The following is a 2,476-nucleotide window of genomic DNA, read 5'->3' as shown; positions in this document are numbered from 1 at the left end:
GTAAGCGTCACACGGAGTGCCATCTGAAAGTGCTGGCATCATAAACGTCGTAGCTGATCAGCTACGACGTTTATGGATACGACATTGATCATCTTGAAGACAGACAGCCGTGGGCGGGTGCGCGTACCGCCGCAGCGGCGTGAGGAACTGCTGCTGGAGTTTGAGCGCAGCGGGCTGCCGGCCACAAAGTTTGCTCAGCTCGCCGGGGTGCGCTATCAAACCTTTGCGACATGGGTGCAGAAGCATAAAAAGCGGCGTGCCACGACAGGGGCGGCAGCCAGCGCAGCGCCGCTGCGTTTTGCCGAGGTGGTGCCCGCCACCGCAACGCCTGCCTGCGGGATGCTGCGTGTGGTGCTGCCCGGCGGTGCCTGCATCGAACTGCGCGAGAGCTCGCAGGTGGGCCTTGCTGTGCAACTGCTCAAAGCCCTTGCCTGACCCCTGCCATGCTCAGCTTCACCGGCAGTTTGAAAGTGTTCGTGGCGCTCGATCCCATCGACATGCGCAAAGGCTTTGAAGGCCTGCAGGCGGCGGTGGGCGAGAAGCTCAGGGCTGATGTGCGCGGCGGGGCTATCTTCGCCTTTACCAACAAGAGGCGCACACGTTTGAAGATCCTCTACTTCGACGGCACGGGGCTGTGGCTGATGACCAAGCGGCTGGAACAAGGCACCTTCTTCTGGCCGAAGGCGGCAGAGTCCGGGCTGGCCGGGCTCAAGCTCGCACCGGAGGCTTTTGCGCTGCTCACCGACGGCATCGACATGCACGGGGCAAAGCCGCGCGGATGGTATCAGCGGGAGTGAAAAAACAGTTCCTGAACCGCATCATCCGGGCGCAAAGTTGGTACGGGTTTTGCTCCTCTCCAGGCCATCATGATGACGCCGCTGGAAGCCCGACTCACCGAGGAAGTCGCGGCGCTGCGCACCCAGCTTGAAGCGGTCACTTTGGAGAACCGGTTGCTGCGCGAAAAGATCGACCTGCTCATCCGCCGCATCTTTGGCAAGAGCAGCGAACAGCTCGATGACAACCAGCTCATGCTGCTGTTGCAGGGCGGGGATGACGGCGCAAAAAAAGACCCGGCCTCCAGCGCAAGCCCCGGCGCCTTGGAGGCTGAGATCAAAGAGCGCGGCAAGGACAGCAAGCCTTCCAGGGCACGCAAAGAGCGCGAGGCACGTGTGCCTGAGCATCTGCCCGCCGTGGATGAAGTGATCGAACCTGCTGAAGTCATCGCTGCGCCCGAGGCCTGGCGGCACATTGGCGAAGAAGTCACCGAGCAGCTCGACTACCAGCCCGCACGGTTCCTGCGCCGCCGCATCATCCGCAGGAAGTATGTGAAGCGCGACGAGCCCCACCAGTCCCCCGTTATCGCCGCGCTCAACACCTTGCAGGAGCGCGGCATCGCCGCACCGGGACTGCTCGCGCAGATCATCGTGGCGAAGTACTGCGATCATCTGCCGCTCTACCGGCAGGAGCAGATCTACGCCACCCGGCATGACATCCATATCCCACGGCAGAGCATGGCACGCTGGCTGGCGCTTGCCGCTGACTGGTTGAGACCGGTCTATGAGCACATCCACACCGGTGTGATGGCGGGAGGGTACGTGCAGATCGACGAGACTCCTGTCGAGTATCTGAGCCCCGGCAACGGCCAGACGAAACAGGGTTACCTCTGGGCCTGCAAACGGCCCGGTGCCGACGTGAGCTTCACCTGGGCCACCAGCCGTGCCGCGCTCTGCCTGGAGCGCATCATCCCCGCTGACTTCACCGGCACCGTGCAGTGCGACGGCTACCAAGCCTATCCGTCCTTTGCCAAGCGCAGTGAAGGCCGCATCACCCTGGCGGCGTGCTGGGCACATGCCCGGCGCAAGTTCCATGAGGCCATCGAGAGCGCTCCGCAGCACGCCGGCTGGCTGCTGCTGCAGATCCAGCATCTCTACCGCATCGAACAACATCTGCGCGCAGCCAAGGCCGGCCCTCGGCAACGTCAGGCCATGCGCGCCAGTCACAGCCGCATGATCGTGGAGCGCATCCATCGGGCCCTCATACGCATGAAGCGCAGCCGCCGGCATCTGCCCAAAAGCGCGATGGGCCGTGGCATCGACTACACGCTGACAATGTGGCCCATGCTCACGGTGTATCTCGAAGACGGCAGGATCGAGATCGACAACAACCCTGTGGAGAATGCCATCCGGCCCACAGCCATCGGCAAGAAGAACTGGCTGTTCATCGGCGAGGCTGAAGCCGGTCAGCGCAGCGCGGTCCTCTTTACGATCATCGAAGCCTGCCGCAGCCGTGGCATTGATCCGCAAAGTTATCTGCGCGACGTGCTCACCCGTCTGCCCACAATGACCAATCGGCAGATCAAGGACGTCATACCGGCAGCCTGGGCCAAGGCACAACAGCTCACGGATCATCGCAAAGCGGCGTAGCGATCCAAGTTCAAACGCAACCTCAAATCTGAGGTGTTTGGCGTGACGCTAAC

The 2,476-nt window shown here is 62.5% G+C and carries 3 protein-coding genes; all 3 read left to right on the top strand.

What is annotated here, in order from left to right:
• The first annotated feature begins 72 nt into the window (after nucleotides 1-72).
• Nucleotides 73-435 carry an IS66 family insertion sequence element accessory protein TnpA gene (gene tnpA / locus AC24GY_RS29375; protein ID WP_487690415.1) on the top strand — a complete coding sequence of 121 codons (363 nt, stop codon included), beginning with the start codon at nucleotides 73-75 and terminating at the stop codon, nucleotides 433-435.
• Between the two features lie 8 nt (nucleotides 436-443).
• Nucleotides 444-797 carry an IS66 family insertion sequence element accessory protein TnpB gene (tnpB, locus tag AC24GY_RS29370; protein ID WP_487690411.1) on the top strand — a complete coding sequence of 118 codons (354 nt, stop codon included), beginning with the start codon at nucleotides 444-446 and terminating at the stop codon, nucleotides 795-797.
• A 72-nt stretch (nucleotides 798-869) separates the two neighbouring features.
• Nucleotides 870-2,423, top strand: coding sequence for an IS66 family transposase (gene tnpC / locus AC24GY_RS29365; RefSeq protein WP_487690419.1), 1,554 nt, complete (start codon nucleotides 870-872; stop codon nucleotides 2,421-2,423).
• Nucleotides 2,424-2,476: the final 53 nt, after the last annotated feature.

The sequence above is a fragment of the Prosthecobacter sp. Pr1 genome, from assembly GCF_057652315.1.
Note: the sequence above shows the minus strand (reverse complement) of the source record. Positions and strands in the feature narration are given on the sequence as shown.